The 21174-nt window shown below is 35.5% G+C and carries 13 protein-coding genes; 4 read left to right on the top strand and 9 right to left on the bottom strand.

The window, feature by feature from the left end; genetic code table 11:
* The first annotated feature begins 42 nt into the window (after positions 1 to 42).
* The 4 genes from ACNQGX_RS08425 (at position 43) to ACNQGX_RS08410 (ending at position 3279) form a co-directional block, all read left to right on the top strand.
* Positions 43 to 948, top strand: coding sequence for a ribonuclease Z (locus tag ACNQGX_RS08425; protein ID WP_417975466.1), 906 nt, complete (start codon positions 43 to 45; stop codon positions 946 to 948).
* Between the two features lie 99 nt (positions 949 to 1047).
* Positions 1048 to 1692, top strand: a complete 645-nt coding sequence (gene pdxH, locus ACNQGX_RS08420; RefSeq protein ID WP_417975465.1) for a pyridoxamine 5'-phosphate oxidase — start codon at positions 1048 to 1050, stop codon at positions 1690 to 1692.
* Positions 1693 to 1864: 172 nt separating this feature from the next.
* Positions 1865 to 2356: a CAP domain-containing protein gene (locus ACNQGX_RS08415; RefSeq protein WP_417975464.1), complete on the top strand. Its 492-nt coding sequence runs from the start codon at positions 1865 to 1867 to the stop codon at positions 2354 to 2356.
* 419 nt (positions 2357 to 2775) lie between these two features.
* Positions 2776 to 3279, top strand: coding sequence for a CAP domain-containing protein (locus tag ACNQGX_RS08410; RefSeq protein WP_417975463.1), 504 nt, complete (start codon positions 2776 to 2778; stop codon positions 3277 to 3279).
* 251 nt (positions 3280 to 3530) lie between these two features.
* On the opposite strand, the gene ACNQGX_RS08405 is transcribed toward ACNQGX_RS08410, so the two are convergent.
* The 9 genes from ACNQGX_RS08405 to ACNQGX_RS08365 all read right to left on the bottom strand — a co-directional run.
* The gene (locus tag ACNQGX_RS08405) at positions 3531 to 4277 is read right to left on the bottom strand and encodes a DDE-type integrase/transposase/recombinase (RefSeq protein WP_417975462.1); all 747 of its coding nucleotides are present in this window, start codon (positions 4275 to 4277) and stop codon (positions 3531 to 3533) included.
* Between the two features lie 412 nt (positions 4278 to 4689).
* Entirely contained in the window at positions 4690 to 6630 is a 1941-nt protein-coding gene (locus tag ACNQGX_RS08400) for an OmpA family protein (RefSeq protein WP_417975461.1), read from the bottom strand.
* Positions 6631 to 6667: 37 nt separating this feature from the next.
* A complete protein-coding gene (locus tag ACNQGX_RS08395) occupies positions 6668 to 7069 on the bottom strand; it encodes a tetratricopeptide repeat protein (RefSeq protein ID WP_417975460.1) in 402 nt (133 codons plus the stop codon).
* A gap of 10 nt (positions 7070 to 7079) precedes the next feature.
* Positions 7080 to 7988 (bottom strand): PorP/SprF family type IX secretion system membrane protein, encoded by a 909-nt coding sequence (locus ACNQGX_RS08390; protein WP_417975459.1) that lies wholly within the window; start codon positions 7986 to 7988, stop codon positions 7080 to 7082.
* A gap of 60 nt (positions 7989 to 8048) precedes the next feature.
* Positions 8049 to 14750 (bottom strand): Ig-like domain-containing protein, encoded by a 6702-nt coding sequence (locus ACNQGX_RS08385; protein WP_417975458.1) that lies wholly within the window; start codon positions 14748 to 14750, stop codon positions 8049 to 8051.
* Positions 14751 to 14769: 19 nt separating this feature from the next.
* On the bottom strand, positions 14770 to 15054 hold the full coding sequence (locus tag ACNQGX_RS08380) for a hypothetical protein (RefSeq protein ID WP_417975457.1): 285 nt from the start codon (positions 15052 to 15054) through the stop codon (positions 14770 to 14772).
* A gap of 1104 nt (positions 15055 to 16158) precedes the next feature.
* A complete protein-coding gene (locus ACNQGX_RS08375; protein WP_417975456.1) occupies positions 16159 to 18099 on the bottom strand; it encodes an OmpA family protein in 1941 nt (646 codons plus the stop codon).
* Between the two features lie 11 nt (positions 18100 to 18110).
* Positions 18111 to 19019, bottom strand: coding sequence for a PorP/SprF family type IX secretion system membrane protein (locus ACNQGX_RS08370; protein WP_417975455.1), 909 nt, complete (start codon positions 19017 to 19019; stop codon positions 18111 to 18113).
* Between the two features lie 160 nt (positions 19020 to 19179).
* On the bottom strand, positions 19180 to 21174 hold a 1995-nt coding region (locus tag ACNQGX_RS08365; protein WP_417975454.1), incomplete at its 5' end, for a gliding motility-associated C-terminal domain-containing protein.

The raw sequence follows: 21174 nt of genomic DNA, 5'->3' as shown, positions 1-21174 counted from the left end.
TATTACACGTTTAACGCATAACTCTTAACTTTTACAAAAAAAATGAAACTAACAATCCTTGGTTGCTATGCAGCAACACCCCGAACTTTTACGAATCCTACTTCCCAGATTTTAGAAATAAAAAATAGACTTTTCCTGATTGATTGCGCAGAAGGAACCCAAGTGCAATTGCGAAAAAATAAAATCCGATTTTCTAAGATAAATCATATCTTCATTTCTCATTTACATGGAGATCATTTTTTTGGATTAATAGGTTTAGTATCTACTTTTACTTTACTGAACAGAACAACTGATTTGCATATTTATGGTCCAAAGGGAATCCAAGAAATCATCAAGTTACAATTGAGATTATCTAATTCTTGGACCAATTATGGTTTGTTTTTTCATGAATTAGAATCCAACGATAGTGAAGTGATTTTTGAAGATGAAAAGGTTTTGGTAAAAACCATTCCTTTAAAACACCGTGTTTATACGAATGGGTTTTTATTCCAAGAAAAAACAGGAGAGCGAAAACTTAATCTGGATGCTGTTCAAAATTATGAAATCGATACCTGTTATTATCAAAAAATAAAAAACGGAAAAGACATTACTTTGGAAGACGGGCGAGTTATTGAAAATGATAAATTAACATTTGATCCAATTCCGGCAAAAAATTATGCTTTTTGCTCTGATACTGCATATAATGAAACGATGATTCCAATTATTGAAAATATTGATGTTTTATACCATGAATCAACTTTCCTGCAATCAGAAGAAAATCTAGCTAAAAAAACATTGCATTCCACGGCAAGAGAAGCGGCTACAATTGCTTTGAAATCTAATGCAAAGCAATTAATTTTAGGACATTATTCAACTCGATATGAGAATATTGAGCTTTTTAAAGAAGAAGCCGAAACTGTTTTTCCAGAAGTGCTCTTGGCCGATGATGGAAAAAGCTTTGAGCTTTAAAAATAGAGGATTAATTTATTTAGAATGTAAATGATACTTAGACTTTTAGATCGTTGGAAATCTGGCAATCGAAAAATCTGGCAATCGAAAAATTAAAATATGAAAGACTTAGGTGATTACAGAAAATCGTACGAAAAGAGTGAATTATTAGAATCAAATATTCCTGAAGATCCAATAAATCTTTTTAACAGATGGTTTCATGAAGTAGAGGATTTTGGTGGCGACAGCGAAGTTAATGCTATGACGGTATCTACAATAGGTTTAGATGGATTCCCAAAGGCCAGAGTTGTTTTGTTGAAAAAATTTAATGAGGAAGGATTTATTTTTTATACCAATTATAATTCAGAAAAGGGTAGGGCTATTGCCGAAAATCCTAAAATATGTCTTTCTTTTTTTTGGCACACTATGGAACGTCAGGTTATTATAAAAGGGATTGCCCATAAAACGACCGAAACCATTTCAGATAATTATTTTGAGTCCAGACCTGACGGAAGTAAATTAGGAGCGATAGTATCAAACCAAAGTGAAGTGGTACCTTCTCGAGAATATTTAGAAGAAAATCTAAAAGAGTTAGAAAAGGATTTTGATGGCATGGTAATTCCAAGACCGAAATATTGGGGAGGATTTTTGGTAACTCCTTTAGAGGTAGAGTTTTGGCAAGGAAGACCCAATAGATTGCATGACAGAATTCGATATAGCAGTCAAGATGATTTTTCTTGGAAAATTGAACGACTATCTCCGTAAAGTAAGAAATAGCTTTGTAAATAGTTAATAATGTGTATTTTAACGGTTTTTTGTGTTGTAGTTAAGTATTATATCATGTAAGTTTGCAGACGACATATTTTAAACTTAAACTACTATTATTTTGAAATTAAATTTTTTTAGAGCACAATTGTTCATTATTGTGCTATTCACAATGAATTCCTGTTCTACTGAAGCTGTTCCTGTAGAACCAACAACAGTTACTTCTCCAACACCGACACCACCAGTTTCAAATGTGGTACCGCCTACAACGGATGCTAGCACATATTCCTATAACGCTATCGAAACAGAAACTTTGAATTTGATAAATGCTTATAGAGTTCGTATTGGGTTAAAAACGTTATTAAAAACAGACTATATATCTAATAAAGCGCAAGAGCATGACAACTATATGATTGTCAATAATGTATTAAATCATGCTGGTTTTGATGCACGTTCCCAAGATATTATGAATGTTTTAAGAGCTAAAAGTGTAGGAGAGAATGTCGCTTTTAATTACAATACAGCTCAGGCTGTTTTTGATGGCTGGTTGGCTAGTTCTGGCCATAAGGCAAATATTGAAGGTGATTTTACTCATTTTGGAATTTCAATACGAGTGGATTCAGCCGGGAAAAAATATTATACAAATATCTTTGCAAGAATATAATTAGATTTTTTTAGAATTTCGATGCTACTTTGCCTAAAGTAAATTACTTGTATTTTTAGAATAGTTATTAAACTTTTAAAATAATTATCTATATAATGAAAAGCTTAGAGAAACAGCTATAAACGACTGTTTCTTTAAGCTTAAAACATTAATTAAAAAGCAATTGCTGTAAATTATCGAAATCTGTTGAGTTGATATTATTTTTATATTCTAGTCAAGAAAATTTCTCTTGGAAAATTGATCAATTATCGCATAGTGTAAGAAAAATACATATTTAATTATTTTTATAGTGTATTTCGTCGATTATTTTTGGTAGTTTAACGATAAAAAATGTATGTTTGAATAAGAAATAAGAACATTTTATTTATTTATTAAAGGAGTTTGCCCCACAATCTACTTTAAACTTAAACTACTATATTATGAAGATACAAATACTTCGTGCATTATTGCTCCTTACTGTGATTTGCACTATGAATTCCTGTTCATCCGATGATTCTGAAACTCAAGCTACAGAAGCTGCTGCACAAAAAGTAGTTAGTTATTCTTATAATTCGATCGAATTAGAAACAATGGATTTAATAAATAAACACAGAATTAGTGTTGGATTAAACCCTTTGGAAAAAATTAATCACATGTCTTACAAATCAGAAGAACATGACAATTACATGATCGCAAATAATGTAGTTAATCATAATGATTTTGTAGCTCGATCTGAAAATATCATTAAAATTTTAGGTGCTAAAACTGTAAGTGAAAATATTGCTTACAACTTCAATACCCCTCAGTCAGTTTTGGACGCTTGGTTAGCAAGTCCTAGTCACAAAGCAAACATCGAAGGTGATCACACTCATTTTGGAATTGCAATAAAAGAGAATCCTACAACTGGTAAAAAGTATTACACAAATATTTTCGCAAAAATATAAGTTGAGTTTGTTTTTAAAACTAAAAGGCTGTCTTCTCCCCAAGAGACAGCCTTTTATATTTATACGTATCAGTAGTTTATAAATGTTTTGAATAATCTTAAGCGATTGTTTATAGAGAAGTCCAATGAAAATCATTTCATTGGACTTCTTTTATTGCGTAAGTTATACCCTTTTGCTTTTGTAATTACTGTAATAAACAACTGTACAGTTTGTCATTTCTGTAAAGGTTACTTAATTCGGTAACGGATTTATCATTTCAATTGGTTTTTTACCCTCAATTCCTTGATGTGGTCTTTCGTTGTTATAATAGTAAAATATTGTAATAATTCTTCTCTTAATTCTTCTTGCGAATCAAAATGCGTATCTCTTAATAAATCATCTTCCAACGTTCTCCAAAAGCGTTCTACCTTTCCGTTTGTTTGTGGTCTGTACGGACGGGTATATCGATGTTTGATGCCTAATTCCATTAACATTCTTTCAAATGGATGTTGATGTTTTACTTTGCTGGTCTTGATTCCAAATTCTGATCCGTTATCAGATAATATTTCTTCAAATTTTATCTGATAGTGATCGCTTAAGATGTTTAAGCATTTTAATGTTGCAAACATCACTGTTAAACTGGTTATATCAGAGACAAGTTCTGCCCAAGCAATTCGACTGTAATCATCAATAACGCATACTAAATAAAGTTTTTTGTTTTCTCCTTTTATTATACTCTTGCTTAAGTAATGGCAATCAATATGACCAAGTTGTCCCATTCTTTCCTTAATTATTTTTTGATGATTCTTTCTGATTTTTGGAGTTAATATATTTATATCATTACGCTTTAATATATTATAAACTCCTGAAAATGATGGTGTGAATTTACCTAATTTGGGTTTTAAAATATTTACGATTTCATATTTATTGTTTCCTTTTTCTCGAAGTTCGATTACCTTCTGTTCTATAAATGGTAATGGTCTTCGAGTTTTATATCTTGGACCTCGCTTTTGAGGCAATAAATCTATTGATTCTCCGCTTTGTTTGAAACGATTATAATACTTTAAAAACTCTTTCTACAAGTGTTATTAGCTTTATAAAAATCCATAGCACCAGAATACAAGGGATGGGTTTTGTTCTTTACCTGTTCATACTCTTTTATTAGAAATCTATATTTCTCTAAATAGTTTCTTTCTAATGTTAAATCTTGGCTGTTGTTTCTCATTGTAACAAAATTTATCAAAGTTAATTTTGTTACCGAATTAAGTAACCTTTACAGAAATGACAAAACAGCTAAATTTTATTCATAAGATGTAGCTTGGTACAAGTAACGGACAGTCATAATACTTTACATTTAAAAGTAAAAAACCTCGAAAGTTTTATTTCCGAGGTTTAGTTTTAAGTTAACTACTTTTTATATTGAAGGTATGTTTATAGTTCAGTAATGAGAAACTCACTACGTCTGTTGAGTTGATGTTCTTCTTCGGTACATTCGACTCCATCGGAGCATTTATTTACGAGTTGATTTTCGCCATAACCTTTACCGATTAATCTGTTTTTGTTAACCCCGTTTTCAACTAACCATTTTATGGTAGATTTAGCTCTTCTATCGGATAATGCTTCGTTATATTTGAAAGTTCCACGACTATCAGTATGGGAACGAATATCGAGCTTCATCGTTGGATATTGATTAAGAAAATCTAGTATTTTTTCTAAATCTAAAGCCGCTTCTACTCTAATATCCGATTTATCAAAATCAAAGTAAATCATTTTTATACCAAAGCATTTCCCTAAATCATCGCCAACGGCTACTTTACATATTTCTTTCTCCAATGCGATTGGTAAATGTGTTTTTCCATCTGTTTTAGCGATAGTTATTTTTTGTTCTTTGGTGTAGTATTCTGGTTTTTCAGCTCTTACATTATAAGTTTTTCCACACTCGACAGCAAAGCTATAATTTCCTTTTTCATCTGAAGTAGTTGTACTGATACTGTTAAATTGACTGTCGTATAAGGTAACTTTTGTATTTGGCAGTAATTCTGCAGTAGCCATATCAGTGATTTCACCATAAAGAAGTTGTTCACAGATAAGCCTTTTGGTTTCCAAAAATTTATAAATATCATCATAGCCTTGACCTCCGTCTCTATTGGAGGTAAAAAATCCTCTTCTAGATTTGGTATCGATTAAATACGCAAAATCATCTTTAGGAGAATTAACGTCAGCCCCTACATTTTGAACCTCACTGAAAGCGCCGTCAGTATTTATTTTAGACATGAAAACATCCAATCCTCCAAGTCCGGGATGTCCATCTGAGGCAAAATAGATTTCATTTTGATCATTTACAAACGGAAAAGTCTCTCTTCCTTCGGTATTGATTGTATTTCCTAAGTTTTCTGGGTTGCCAAAACTGCCATCATCATTTATTTTTACTTTGAACAAATCAGACTGGCCTAATGTTCCCGGCATATCAGATGCAAAATATAATGTTTTTCCATCAGGACTTAAAGCTGGATGTGCCGTGCTGTAATTGTCACTGTCAAAAGGCAGTTCGCTTATATTTGCCCATTTATCATTTTCTAAAGTGGCTTTGTATATTTTTATCAAAGTAATTTTATTTCCATCTTTTCCTTTTTTACCATCCAGATAGTTGTTTCGGGTAAAATACATGGTTTTTCCATCACTCGTAAAAGCAGGAGTAGATTCATGAAACTTTGAATTTACATTTTTGTCAAACTTTTTAGCGGCACTTGGAGTCATGTTATCACCTAAATCAGCCGTGTATAAATTGGTGAAATATTGATTGGTCCATTTGTGTTTTCGCTGTCCAAGACTTCCTGTATCTCTTGCTGAAGCAAATACGATTTTGTTTGAATACAGGGCTGTTCCATAATCGGAATATTTCGAATTAACACCTGCATCTTCCACCTGGTATCGTCCAGAATTAGCTTTTATGGCTTCTAAATAATTGGTATTTTTTTTGAAAAGTTTCCCTCTACTGTCGTTACCTGATTTTTGGTTGAATATTTCCAGCATTTCATTGGCTTTATCATTTTGACCTATGGATCTCAAAGACTGAGCATAACGGTAATAGTATTCAGGCTCTAAATCAGTGGTATCCATGGCAAATAATTCTCCATACCATTTAGCGGCTTTGTCCAATTCGGAGTTAAAGTAATAGGCATTCCCCAATTTTTTAAACATATCAGCTGATTTATATCCTTTTTCAGCAACTCTTTCATATGTTTTTATGGCATCTACATAGGCATAGCTGTCATACTTTTTATCAGCTGTAGCCAATTTTGTTTTTTGTGAATAAATGTTAAAAGAAAAAACACTTACTATTGTTATGTAAAGGAGTATATTGTTTTTCATAATAATTGTTTTTAGAAGAATTTTTGGAGTTGTAATTTTATCGTAGGTTTCGATTTTTTTTCTCTAATATTGCCCCCGATTTTTGTTTTAATTTTTCTAGTATTTCATTGGCTTTGTTATTTTGACCAATAAATATCAAACACTTAGCATATTGATAATAATATTCAGGTTCTAAATCAATGCTTATGGCAAATAATTCACAATACCATTTAGCAGCTTTACCAAAATCCGCATTGAAATAATAGGAGTCCCCGAGTTTTTTAAAAATATCTATTGATTTATATCCTTTTGCAGCAATCCTTTCATAGGTTTTTATGACATCTACATAAGCATATTTATCACTTACTTTATCGGTTACATAAAATTTTGAATTTTGAGCATTCCCTTTAAAAGAAAATACACTTACTATTGTTATACAAAGGAATATGCAGTTTTTCATAATACTTGTTTTAGAAGAATCTTGGGGTTGTGATTTTATTTTTGTTGCTGAATAATTCATATCGTAGGAAAATTTCATGCGAACCGGAATTATAGTTGTCTAAATTAGTAGTTTCAAGATCATATCCGTATCCTATATACAAACCTTCAGTAGCCTGAAAACCGACCATTGCACTCATCGCAGCACTCCATCTGTAAGCAATTCCGACCATAAACTTCTCGTTGAACATAAAATTTCCGGATATATCTACCTGAAGCGGAGCACCTTCAACCATTTTGGTGAGCAAGGCAGGTTTGAATTTTGCAAAATTACTTAAATCAAACACATAACCAGCAATTAGGTAGTAATTAATTTTTTCTTTAAAAATAGCCACTTCATTATCATCATATCGGTTGGTTTCTATAAAATTAGGAACGGAAAAACCGACATAGGCTTTATCAGAATGATAATAAATACCCGCACCGATATTTGGAGTAAACTTATTGTTGAAATTATGCAAACTAGGATCGTCATCAACAGGATTTAATCGGTTGACATTCAGATCGAAAAGATTCGCAGTGGCTTTAACTCCAAATGAAAGTTTGAAAGTCTCAGAAGTAAGAACAGTATATGATAAATCAGCTGAAATCGTATTTTCAGTCGTAGGCCCAATTCTATCATTTATAACCGACACTCCCAAACCTAAATTACTTCCGTTGAGTGGAGTATTCATAGAAACTGCGTTAGTCACAGGAGCTCCATCGAGTCCTACCCATTGGGTACGATGCAAAGCAAATATACTCAAAGCTCCTCTCGATCCTGCATAAGCAGGATTGACATTGATTGTGTTGTACATGTATTGTGAAAATTGTGCGTCTTGTTGCGCATAACTTACAACTCCAGTAAACAGCAAAGCGAATAATAGTATTCTTGTCTTCATTTGGTTTATTGTTTTAAACCTGAGGGTTGTTAGCTCTCAGGAGTTAGATTTGAGTTAAATTTATCTGGTAAGGTATAGATACCCGTCTTTTTTATTGGTCTGAATTATATCGTTTTCATCCAAAGAGTTGTAACTCAAGATATAAAAGTAGGTTCCGGTAGGCAAACCAGAGGACTGACTAATGGTTGTTCTGCCCTCAGAAATGCCTCTAAAAACTTTAGTTACATTATCATAGCCTCTAGTTTCAAAAACCAATACGCCCCAACGGTTATAGATTTCAACCGTATTATCCGGATAACATAATATATCTTCAATATTATCAATAATAAATAGTTCATTTATTCCATCTCCATTAGGAGAGAAAGCGTTATGAACAGTTACAGTTCCACATCCTAAAACAATTTGAGCTTCAACAACTGCCTCATCTGAGGCAGGAGGAGTAGAAGTTCCATTTGGGGTGAGTCCAACTGCGGTAGCGGTATTGGTTACGGAACCATTTACTCTGTCACTTTGAGTTACCGTATAACTTTGATTGAATACCTGAGAACTACCTGAAGCTAAGCTTTGAATAGTAGTATTCAATCCAGTTAATGGATCTGTTACAACGATTTGATGTAATGTGACATTACCCGTATTTTTTACTTGAATAGTGTAATTGATTATATCTCCTATGGAACTATAATAGGGTGTAATAGCCGTTTTAATGACTTCTAAACCTGGATTTTGAGGAAGCGTCGTAACGGTATCGGTGTCATTATCGACCGTTGTACCTGAAATGTCTTTTACATCACCACCATTAGGATTTTGACCAGTTGCCAAAGCGGAGTTGGTTACTTTTCCCATATCGATATCAGTTTGGGTAATTGTATAAACTCCAGTCACGGAGCTAGTAGCCCCAGGCGCTAAAGAAGCAATAGGATTACCAGTTATAGTCAAACCTACTAATGGAATTAATGGACTATCAGTGATAACGATATTGGTTACGGTCGCATTACCAGTATTGGTCACTGCGAAAGTATAATTGATTTTTTCACCCACTTGAGCAAAACCATCATTATTGGTGTCACTAAAGACACCCGTTTTCACTAAAGCAATACCAGGTGTCTGAGTTAGTGGTGTAACCGTAGGTGTATCATTGTCAGCGGTTGTGCCCGAAGTATCTTTTACATCGCCTCCATTAGGATCTTGACCTACAGCCAAAGCGGAGTTGGTCACTTTACCCAAATCGATATCAGTTTGGGTAATTGTATAAACTCCGGTCACTGAACTAGTAGCTCCAGGCGCTAGAGAAGCAATAGGATTACCAGTTATAATCAAATCTTTTAATGTCATCGATGGATCCGTAATAACGATATTGGTTACGGTCACATTACCCGTATTGGTTACTGCAAAAGTATAATTGATTTTTTCACCCACTTGAGCGAAACCATCATTGTTGGTGTCGCTAAAGACACCAGTTTTCACTAAAGCAATTTTAGGATTTTGAGGAAGTGGTGTAACCGTAGGTGTATCGTTGTCAGCGGTTGTACCCGAAGTATCCATTACATCACCACCATTAGGATTTTGACCAGTTGCCAAAGCGGAGTTGGTTACTTTTCCCATATCGATATCAGTTTGAGAAATTGTATAAACTACGGTCACGGAACCAGTAGCCCCAGGCGCTAAAGAAGCAATAGGATTACCAGTTATAATCAAATCTTTTAATGTCATCGATGGATCCGTGATAACGATATTGGTTACGGTCACATTACCAGTATTGGTCACCGCGAAAGTATAATTGATTTTTTCACCAACTTGAGCGAAGCTATCATTATTCATATCATCAAATACTCCTGTTTTTACTAAAGCGATTTTAGGTGTTTGAGTTAACGGAGTGATCGTACAATTAAGACATTGAGGGTCAAGAGGACAAGAGGTACAAGGCGTAGGATCCGTAGAAAGACTCTTTACATTCTCTCCAGTAGGAGGAGTTCCTGTAACCTCAGCCGAGTTATATACAAAACCAGTATCGATATCAGCTTGTATAATGGCATAAGTAGCAATGAACGCAGTACTATTTGAAGCATCAACATCCAATGTTATAGGTCCACCGGTGGTCGTTACATCACCAAATAGGTCAGCAATAGTCACATTAGTTAATGGTACATTACCCTTATTGGTTACCACAAAAGCATAAGTAATAGTATCACCAATATTCGTTATGCCATCTCCATTATTATCTACATAAGTACCATCTTTAGTAACCACAATCGAACACGTGTTTATTGTTAAAGAAACAGCAGTTCTGGTTAAGCTCGAACAAGAAATAGTGTTGTTTACAGCCTGGGCATAATAGGTTACGGTGCCAACAGTATTTAAAGTCGGATCAGCAACAATATTTCCATCCGTTGCAGCATCATACCAAACAATGGATTGACCCTCAGGAACAGTTGCCGTAGCGGTTAAGGTTTGAATAGGTGAAGCTTCACACATTATTTGATTACCTCCAGTAGTCGGAACGATAGGCGCAGGGTTTATTGTTAAAGAAACGGCAGTTCTGGTTAAGCTCGAACAAGAAGTAGTATTGTTTACAGCCTGAGCATAATAGGTTACGGTGTCAACAGCACTTAAAGTTGGATCAGCAACAATATTCCCATCCGTTGCAGCATCGTACCAAACAATGGCATGACCCTCAGGAACTGTTGCCGTAGCGGTTAAAGTTTGAATAGGCGAAGTTTCACATTCCACTTGATAGTTTCCAGTAATTGGAGCGATAGGCGCCGGGTTTATTGTTAAAGAAACGGCAGTTCTGGTTAAGCTCGGACAAGAAGTAGTATTGTTTGAAGCCTGAGCATAATAAGTAACCGTTCCAACAGCACTTAAAGTCGGATCAGCAATAATATTCCCACCTATTGGAGCATCGTACCAAACAATGGATTGACCCTCAGGAACAGTTGCCGTAGCGGTTAATGTTTGAATAGGCGAAGTTTCACATTCCACTTGATCGTTTCCAGTAATTGGAGCTATAGGCGCCGGGTTTATGGTTAAAGAAACGGCAGTTCTGGTTAAGCTCGGACAAGAAGTAGTGTTGTTTACAGCCTGAGCATAATAAGTAACCGTTCCAAGAGCACTTAAAGTCGGAGTAACAACAATATTTCCACCCGTTGCAGCATCGTACCAAACAATGGATTGACCAGCCGGGACGGTTGCCATAGCGGTTAAGGTTTGAATAGGTGAAGCCTGACACACCGTTTGATTACTGCCAGTAATTGGAGCGATAGGCACCGGGTTTATTGTTAAAGTAATGGCAGTTCTGGTTAAGCTTGAACAAGAATTAGTATTGTTTGAAGCCTGAGCATAATAAGTAACCGTTCCAACAGCACTTAAAGTTGGTTCAGCAATGATATTCCCACCTGTTGGAGCATCGTACCAAACAATGGAATGACCAGCCGGGACGGTTGCCATAGCGGTTAAGGTTTGAATAGGTGAAGTTTCACATTCCACTTGATCGTTTCCAGTAATTGGAGCTATAGGCGCCGGGTTTATGGTTAAAGAAACGGCAGTTCTGGTTAAGCTCGGACAAGAAGTAGTGTTGTTTACAGCCTGAGCATAATAAGTAACCGTTCCAACGGCACTTAAAGTTGGCACAGCAACAATATTTCCACCTGTTACAGCATCGTACCAAACAATGGATTGACCAGCCGGGACAGTTGCCGTAGCGGTTAAGGTTTGAATAGGTGAAGCCTGACAAACTGTTTGATTACCACCGGTAATTGGAGCGATAGGCGCAGGGGTTATGGTTAAAGAAACGGAAGTTCTAGTTAAGCTCGAACAAGAAGTCGTATTGTTTACAGCCTGAGCATAATAAGTAACCGTTCCAACCGTATTTAAAGTTGGATCAGCAACAATATTTCCACCCGTTGGAGCATCGTACCAAACAATGGATTGACCAGCTGGGACAGTCGCCATAGCGGTTAAATTTTGGATAGGTGAAGCCTGACACACCGTTTGATTACCACCGGTAATTGGAGCGATAGGCGCCGGGTTTATGGTTAAAGAAACGGCAGTTCTGGTTAAGCTCGAGCAAGAAGTAGTATTGTTTGATGCCTGAGCATAATAAGTAACCGTTCCAACGGCACTTAAAGTTGGAGTAACAACAATATTTCCACCCGTTGCTGCATCATACCAAACAATGGATTGACCAGCCGGGACGGTTGCCATAGCGGTTAATGTTTGAATAGGTGAAGCCTGACACACCGTTTGATTACTGCCAGTAATTGGAGCGATAGGCGTCGGGTTTATTGTTAAAGAAACGGCAGTTCTAGTTAAGCTCGAACAAGAAGTCGTATTGTTTACAGCCTGAGCATAATAAGTAACCGTTCCAACCGTATTTAAAGTTGGATCAGCAACAATATTCCCACCCGTTGCAGCATCGTACCAAACAATGGATTGACCAGCCGGGACGGTTGCCATAGCGGTTAAATTTTGGATAGGTGAAGCCTGACACACCGTTTGATTACCACCGGTAATTGGAGCGATAGGCGCCGAGTTTATTGTTAAAGAAACGGTAGTTCTGGTTAAGCTCGAGCAAGAAGTAGTATTGTTTGATGCCTGAGCATAATAAGTAACCGTTCCAACGGCACTTAAAGTTGGCGCAGCAACAATATTTCCACCTGTTACAGCATCGTACCAAACAATGGATTGACCAGCTGGGACAGTCGCCGTAGCGGTTAACGTTTGAATAGGTGAAGTTTCACATTCCACTTGATCGTTTCCAGTAATTGGAGCGGTAGGCGCCGGGTTTATTGTTAAAGTTACGGCAGTTCTGGTTAAACTCGGACAAGTGGAAGTGTTGTTCACAGCCTGAGCATAATAGGTTACCGTTCCAACCGTATTTAAAGTTGGAGCAGCAACAATATTTCCACCCGTTGGAGCATCGTACCAAACAATGGAATGACCAGCTGGGACAGTCGCCGTAGCGGTTAATGTTTGAATAGGTGAAGCCTGACACACTGTTTGATTACCACCGGTAGTTGGAGCGATAGGCGCTGGGTTTATTGTTAAAGTAACGGCAGTTCTGGTTAAGCTCGGACAAGAAGAAGAAGTATTGTCTATAGCCTGAGCATAATAAGTAACCGTTCCAACTGTGTTTAAAGTTGGTGCAGCAACAATATTTCCTCCCGTTGTAGCATCATACCAAACAATGGATTGCCCAGCCGGGACAGTTGCCGTAGCGGTTAACGTTTGAATAGGTGAAGCCTGACATACTGTTTGATTACCACCGGTAATTGGTGCGGCAGTTACAGGCGTAACAGTCAAAACCACATCATCAGTAACTGAACAACCTTTTTGAGTAATAACTGTTAGACGTATTGTGGCTGATGAACTGGTGACATGTGCAATTGCGGTTGTTAATGAATTTGGATTAGTGATTGTTGCACTACCTGAAACTACACTCCATGTCGTAGACACGATTGCATCACCTGGGCTTGGGGTTGTAATTCCATTAAGAGGGAAGTCTGTAGATGCCCCTGCTGAGCACTTGGTTTGATCTAATCCTGCATCAGTAACTCCTAGTTTTAGGATGACCTGCAATGGAGTTATAAAGTCAGCGATACCTGCTGAAGAAGATGCAGATACTTTAGTCTTGATAAAAATTGTTTTGATACCCAGTGATGTGCAGGGATCAATCGCACCCAACAGGGCGGTTAAATCAATTGCAGCTTCTGCAAATGTATTTTTGACATAGGTTGAATTTCCAAATGCGCCAAAAGGTACAGGAGTGCCGTCTGCTGTGTTTACACTGGCGTAAACTGAACCTAGGGGAGTAGATGATGTTCTGTCAATATAATCATAACCGCCAGGTACGCTTTCCCATCGACTGATAAAGAAACCAGAGGTTGATCCCCCATTTGTTAACAAAAGGGTTAGGATAAAATCATTGACTGTTCGACCACCATCCGGGCCACTTGAACTAAAGCCACCACTGGTGGGACCTCCAGTAATATTCAAAGTGTTTTGCAAAAATTCAAAATCAATGTATGCAGTACCATTATTGCTTAAGCGATCGGCCGCAACAATCACCCATTGATGCCCATTTGCATCCTTGGAAAAATGCATCAATCCGTTATTCATATCTGTTTTATCGCTTGTGGTATTTGTGACCCATGTCTCCATGTTTGGGTTATCGTTAACCTTTAGACCACCCGAAAAGTTATTTTCAGCTTCATTAAACTTGTCTGTCAAATGAAATGTAGTTCCAGAAACCAAAGGAATGCCTGCATTATCAAGTACAAAGCCTCCGGACCCGGTTGGTCCTGCAACCCAGTCACCCTCACCTAGTATTGGTGTGTTTGCCTGAAGGTTACCATCAATACTGAATCCTCCTGTTGGCGGATTAACAGGCGCAACTCCAGGACCATAAGAATCTGTAAAAAAAGTCTGGGCGCTATAACCAGAGGTAAGTCCTGTTGCGGTAAGTGTAAATGATTGCCCAACGTCGTGAAGCTGAATTATATATTCATTATTATATATATTCCCAGCGCCATCAGCAGTGGCGTATAGATATTCCTCTGGATGAATCAAAGGTGTTTCAATAAGTGTAAGTTTTACGGTTTCACCAGGTTGCCAATTGGTCCCTGTAATAATTACAGTTTGGCCTGGTGAGTAATCTAATTTATCGGTTGTTACCGTTGATTGGGCGAGTGTTACCGTTGGAAAACTCAAGAAACTTACTAAAAAAAGCGCAAATAATTTTGTCGAATAAGTAAAAATTGATTTCATATTGATTTGTTTTAAATCGTTAGAAAGTGAGACGGTTGTAAATAGCAAAATTCACAAGAGTAGTTGTAGGAGTTGAAGGTCGAATTGCTTTTACAAGATTTTCAACGTTCAAAGGAATGAAATCAATACTTCCGGAAGGTTTTTTCAGGAAGCTGATTAATAGATCAAAAGGCATGATTTTTTTGGATTGCAACAGTATAGTTTGAACTAAGTCAGTCCAAGGCTTTGGGGCATCAAATGGAGAATATTTATTACTAACCAACATGAAGAAGGTCAGTAAAAGGAAGGTAATTTCTGTTTTCATACAATCAAGTTTTAATTTATTATTTATAGATTGATTTTGTGGTATTAATTTTTATGTTTAATTATAATGTTTAGAAATAGGTAATACTGTAGATTATAAAGGGCGGTTTCTATTTTAAAATTTGAATAAAACCAAGAAGAATCACCTTTTTGTCGATTTTTAGTAACACATTTTGAATTAATTACAAGTTTATTCTTTTAAAATAAAGTTTAAAAATTTAGGTGTAGCCCTAAATTTTTTCAGGGACGAAAGCTTTCTTTTTTGGGGTGAAAGAATCTTTTCCTCGTATGGTAATTATCTGTTTTTGTTCTTAAACTATTTAAAATGAAGTTTAATCTGTAAAATCTTAATTCACACTTTTTTGAATCAATAATAAATCTATTATTTCAAAATTTAAAATCTAAAATTTAGGTGTAGCACTAAATTTTTTCAAGAATTAAAGCTTTCTTTTTTGGGGTTAAAGAATCTTTTTCTTGTATGGCAATTGTCAGTTTTTTAAACTATTTAAAATGAAGTTTAATCTGTATAATTTTAATTAACACTTTTTCGAATCAGTTGCAAATTTATATTCCAAAATTAGAGTCTTAAAATTTAGCTGTGTTTCTAAATTTTTTCAGGGAAGAAAGTTTTTTTTTGGGGTTAAAAAATCTTTTCCTCGTAAAATAATTATCTGTTTTTAAAAATATTTAACAGGCTATTTATATATACAATCAAAGTTACAAAGAATTAGTACTATTGATTTATTTTTTCTACCAGTGACCTAAATACTCGTTGAAATGTAATTTTTTATATTAAAATTTTAACATTTGTTACGTTTTAAGTAAGTTGTGCCCTAGTAATTTAAAATTTGTTTTAAAGAAAAGTTAAGAGAAAGAAGAATTACTATTAAAAAGGAGTTAATAAAAATAGAAAAAAATTATAGATGTGATTTTTTATTTTTTTAGAATAGTAGATAAAAAATAAATACTTCTGGGTGTGAACTTTCAATTCATTTAAACTTTCAATTACTTTCTTAAATACTTTATATTTAAAAGTAAAAAACCTCGAAAGTTTTATTTCCGAGGTTTAGTTTTAAGTTAACTACTTTTTATATTGAAAATATATTTATAGTTCAGTAATGAGAAACTCGCTACGTCTATTTAGTTGATGTTCTTCTTCAGTACATTCGACTCCATCGGAGCATTTGTTTACGAGTTGATTTTCGCCATAACCTTTACCGATTAATCTGTTTTTGTTAACCCCTTTTTTAACTAACCATTTTATGGTAGATTTAGCTCTTCTATCTGATAATGCTTCGTTGTATTTGAAAGTTCCACGACTATCAGTGTGGGAACGAATATCGAGCTTCATCGTTGGATATTGATTAAGAACATCTAATATTTTTTCTAAATCTAAAGCCGCTTCTACTCTAATATCCGATTTGTCAAAATCAAAGTAAATCATTTTTATGCCAAAGCATTTCCCTAAATCATCGCCAACAGCTACTTTACATATTTCTTTTTCCAATGCGATTGGTAAATATGTTTTTCCATCTGTTTTAGCGATAGTTATTTTTTGTTCTTTGGTGTAGTATTCCGGTTTTTCAGCTCTTACATTATAAGTTTTTCCACACTCAACAGCAAAGCTATAATTTCCTTTTTCATCTGAAGTAGTTGTACTGATACTGTTAAATTGACTGTCGTATAAGGTAACTTTTGTATTTGGCAGTAACTCTGCAGTAGCTATATCAGTGATTTCACCATAAAGAAGTTGTTCGCAAATAAGTCTTTTGGTTTCCAAAAATTTATAAATATCATCATAGCCCTGACCTCCGTCTCTATTGGAGGTAAAAAATCCTCTTCTAGATTTGGTATCGATTAAATACGCAAAATCATCTTTAGGAGAATTAACGTCAGCCCCTACATTTTGAACCTCACTGAAAGCGCCGTCAGTATTTATTTTAGACATGAAAATATCCAATCCTCCAAGTCCGGGATGTCCATCTGAGGCAAAATAGATTTCATTTTGATCATTTACAAACGGAAAAGTCTCTCTTCCTTCGGTATTGATTGTATTTCCTAAATTTTCTGGGTTGCCAAAACTGCCATCATCATTTATTTTTACTTTGAACAAATCAGACTGGCCTAATGTTCCCGGCATATCAGATGCAAAATATAATGTTTTTCCATCAGGACTTAAAGCTGGATGTGCCGTGCTGTAATTGTCACTGTCAAAAGGCAGTTCGGTTATATTTGCCCATTTATCATTTTCTAAAGTGGCTTTGTATATTTTTATTAAAGTAATTTTATTTCCATCTTTTCCTTTTTTACCATCCAGATAGTTGTTTCGGGTAAAATACATGGTTTTTCCATCACTCGTAAAAGCAGGAGTAGATTCATGAAACTTTGAATTTACATTTTTGTCAAACTTTTTAGCGGCACTTGGAGTCATGTTATCACCTAAATCAGCCGTGTATAAATTGGTGAAATATTGATTGGTCCATTTGTGTTTTCTCTGTCCAAGACTTCCTGTATCTCTTGCTGAAGTAAATACGATTTTGTTTGAATACAGGGCTGTTCCATAATCGGAATATTTCGAATTAACACCCGCATCTTCCACCTGGTATCGTCCAGAATTAGCTTTTATGGCTTCTAAATAATTGGTATTTTTTTTGAAAAGTTTCCCTCTGCTGTCGTTACCTGATTTTTGATTGAATATTTCCAGCATTTCATTGGCTTTATCATTTTGACCTATGGATCTCAAAGACTGAGCATAACGGTAATAATATTCAGGCTCTAAATCAGTGGTATCCATGGCAAATAATTCCCCATACCATTTAGCGGCTTTGTCCAATTCCGAGTTAAAGTAATAGGCATTCCCCAATTTTTTAAACATATCAGCTGATTTATACCCTTTTTCAGCAACTCTTTCATATGTTTTTATGGCATCTACATAGGCATAGCTGTCATACTTTTTATCAGCTGTAGCCAATTTTGTTTTTTGTGAATAAATGTTAAAAGAAAAAACACTTACTATTGTTATGTAAAGGAGTATATTGTTTTTCATGATAATTGTTTTTAGAAGAATCTTGGGGTTGTAATTTTATCATTATTTTTAAATATTTCATAGCGCAAGAATATTTCATGGGAGCCGGAATTATAGTTGTTTAATCTAGTAGTTTCAAGGTCATATCCGTACCCTATATACAAACCTTCAGTAGCTTGAAAACCAACCATTGCACTCATCGCAGCACTCCATCTATAAGCAATTCCTACCATAAACTTATCATTGAACATAAAATTACCTGATAAATCTGCTTGAATAGGAGCACCTTCAACCATTTTAGTTAATAGGGCTGGCTTAAATTTTATGGTACTATTTATATCAAATACATATCCGGCAATCAAATAATAGTTTATTTTTTCTTTGAATATAGCCACTTCATTATCATCATAGCGATTTGATTCGATGAAATTAGGAACGGAAAAACCGACATAGGCTTTATCAGAATGATAATAAATACCCGCACCAATATTTGCAGTAAATTTATTGTTGAAACCATGTAGACTAGGGTCGTCGTCAACAGGATTTAATCGGTTCACATTCAAATCGAAAAGATTCGCAGTGGCTTTAACTCCAAATGAAAGTTTGAAAGTCTCAGAGGTAGGAACAGTATAGGATAAATCAGCTGAAATCGTATTTTCAGTCGTAGGACCAATTTTATCATTTATGATTGACACCCCTAAACCTAAATTGCTTCCGCTGAATGGAGTATTCACAGATACAGCGTTAGTCACTGGAGCCCCATCGAGTCCTACCCATTGTGTACGATGTAAAGCAAAAATACTTAAGGCACCTCTAGATCCTGCGTAAGCTGGATTAATATTAATTGTGTTGTACATATATTGAGTAAATTGAGCATCTTGTTGCGCAAAACTTACAATGGCTGTAAACATCAAAACGAAAGAAAATAATTTTGTTTTCATAGTAGATATTTATTATTTTAAATTATCTATCGAACTCATTTATAAGAATCCGGCAGGTCAGTTGATAAATTTGATTACTGTTTATCATTCAAGAAATAGGGCTATTCATATTATCTTTATTAAACCTGAGGACAAAAAAGCCCTCAGGTATTTTATTTAATTATTTAGTAAGGTATAAATACCCGTCTTTTTTATTAGTTATGATCTTTCCATCATTATCAACAGAAGTATAATTCAAGATGTAAAAGTAAGTTCCAGTTGGTAAACCAGAAGATTGACTAATAGTTGATCTGCCTTCAGATACTCCTTTAAATGCTTTACTGTTATTATTATAACCACTAGTTTCAAAGACTAATACACCCCAGCGATTATAAATTTCGACAGTGTTATCCGGATAACATACTGTATCGTCAATATTATCAATTACAAATACCTCATTAATTCCATCACCATTTGGCGAGAAGGCATTATGAACTAATATCGTTCCACAAGCCAATACAACACCACCACAATCATCTTTAACAGTCATTACGATTCTTATAGTTCTAGGGCAAGTTGGATCATTGATTTTATATTCAAAAATATAATCTTTAACTGAAAGACCAGAAGCATTAAGAATACTTCCTTGTAAACCACCAGAATTATTTACATCTGTCCAAGTTCCGTTTGTAGGAGTACCCACAGGTAATAGATCGGTAAAGTTGGTAGTTGTTGCATCGCCATTATTACAAATTGAACTGGCAATTGTAGTAATGCTATTTGTGATTGTAACGTTAATGATTTGAGTAAATTCAGATTTATTTTCACAAGCATCAGTTACAGACCATTTTCTAACAATTGAATAGGAATTTTCGGTTCTATTAATAATTGTCTCAGTGAATACTGCTGGAGATACTGCAGAGCAATTGTCTACAAATACCAGTTCAGGTCTTACAGGAATAACATTACAGCTAACATCTATAGTTGAACTAAATTGAGTTGTCGTTGTAGGACCAGCTGTATCTTCAACAGTCACAGTTTGTGTATGAGTTGTAGTAAGGCCGCAAGCATCTTTCGCTATCCAAGTACGATTTAGTGTGTAAGCACCAGCACATAATCCAGGAGTTGTTGTTTGTTCGAAAGTCACCACAGCATCACCACAATTATCAGTAGCCGTTAGAGTAGCAGCAGTAGGAATATCAGAACATTGTACCGATACATTTGCAGGCAATGCTTCTACAAATACAGGAGCCGTTGTATCTTCAACAGTCACAGTTTGTGTGTGAGTTGTAGTAAGGCCGCAAGCATCTTTCGCTGTCCAAGTGCGATTTAGAGTGTAAGCACCAGCACATAATCCAGGAGTGGTTGTTTGTTCGAAAGTCACCACAGCATCACCACAATTATCAGTAGCCGTTAGAGTAGCAGCAGTAGGAATATCAGAACATTGTACCGATACATTTGCAGGTAAAGCTTCTACAAATACAGGAGCCGTTGTATCTTCAACAGTCACAGTTTGTATATGAGTTGTAGTAAGGCCACAAGCATCTTTCGCTGTCCAAGTACGATTTAGTGTGTAAGCACCAGCACATAATCCAGGAGTGGTTGTTTGTTCGAAAATCACCACAGCATCACCACAATTATCAGTAGCCGTTAGAGTAGCAGCAGTAGGAATATCAGAACATTGTACCGATACATTTGCAGGCAATGCTTCTACAAATACAGGAGCCGTTGTATCTTCAACAGTCACAGTTTGTATATGAGTTGTAGTAAGGCCGCAAGCATCTTTCGCTATCCAAGTACGATTTAGTGTGTAAGCACCAGCACATAATCCAGGAGTTGTTGTTTGTTCGAAAGTCACCACAGCATCACCACAATTATCAGTAGCCGTTAGAGTAGCAGCAGTAGGAATATCAGAACATTGTACCGATACATTTGCAGGCAAAGCTTCTACAAATACAGGAGCCGTTGTATCTTGAACAGTCACAGTTTGTGTATGAGTTTTAGTAAGGCCGCAAGCATCTTTCGCTATCCAAGTACGATTTAGTATGTAAGCACCAGCACATAATCCAGGAGTTGTTGTTTGTTCGAAAGTCACCACAGCATCACCACAATTATCAGTAGCCGTTAGAGTAGCAGCAGTAGGAATATCAGAACATTGTACCGATACATTTGCAGG

Source organism: Flavobacterium glycogeni (assembly GCF_048286775.1).
GTDB lineage: Bacteria > Bacteroidota > Bacteroidia > Flavobacteriales > Flavobacteriaceae > Flavobacterium.
This window is presented reverse-complemented; position numbering and strand designations above follow the sequence as displayed.